Source organism: Citrobacter sp. Cc139 (assembly GCF_030334645.1).
Lineage (GTDB): Bacteria > Pseudomonadota > Gammaproteobacteria > Enterobacterales > Enterobacteriaceae > Citrobacter > Citrobacter werkmanii.
On the sequence record NZ_JAOWDM010000047.1, the window covers coordinates 1 to 257 of the forward strand.

The 257-nt window shown below is 55.3% G+C and carries 1 tRNA gene; it reads right to left on the reverse strand.

Going from position 1 to position 257, the window contains the following annotated elements:
* Window positions 1–76: transfer RNA gene (locus tag OGV69_RS01415), tRNA-Ala, on the reverse strand.
* Window positions 77–257 lie beyond the last annotated feature (181 nt).

Sequence of the window (257 nt, forward strand, 5' to 3'; positions counted from 1 at the left end):
TGGTGGAGCTATGCGGGATCGAACCGCAGACCTCCTGCGTGCAAAGCAGGCGCTCTCCCAGCTGAGCTATAGCCCCATCGACGTCAAATCTCATTACCGTAATTCGGTTCCGGGCAAGGCGTGGAATGACGAAGCATACTTCAGTATGCGAGTTATTTCACAACGCAGCACGGGAGCGAATTTGGTAGGCCTGAGTGGACTTGAACCACCGACCTCACCCTTATCAGGGGTGCGCTCTAACCACCTGAGCTACAAGC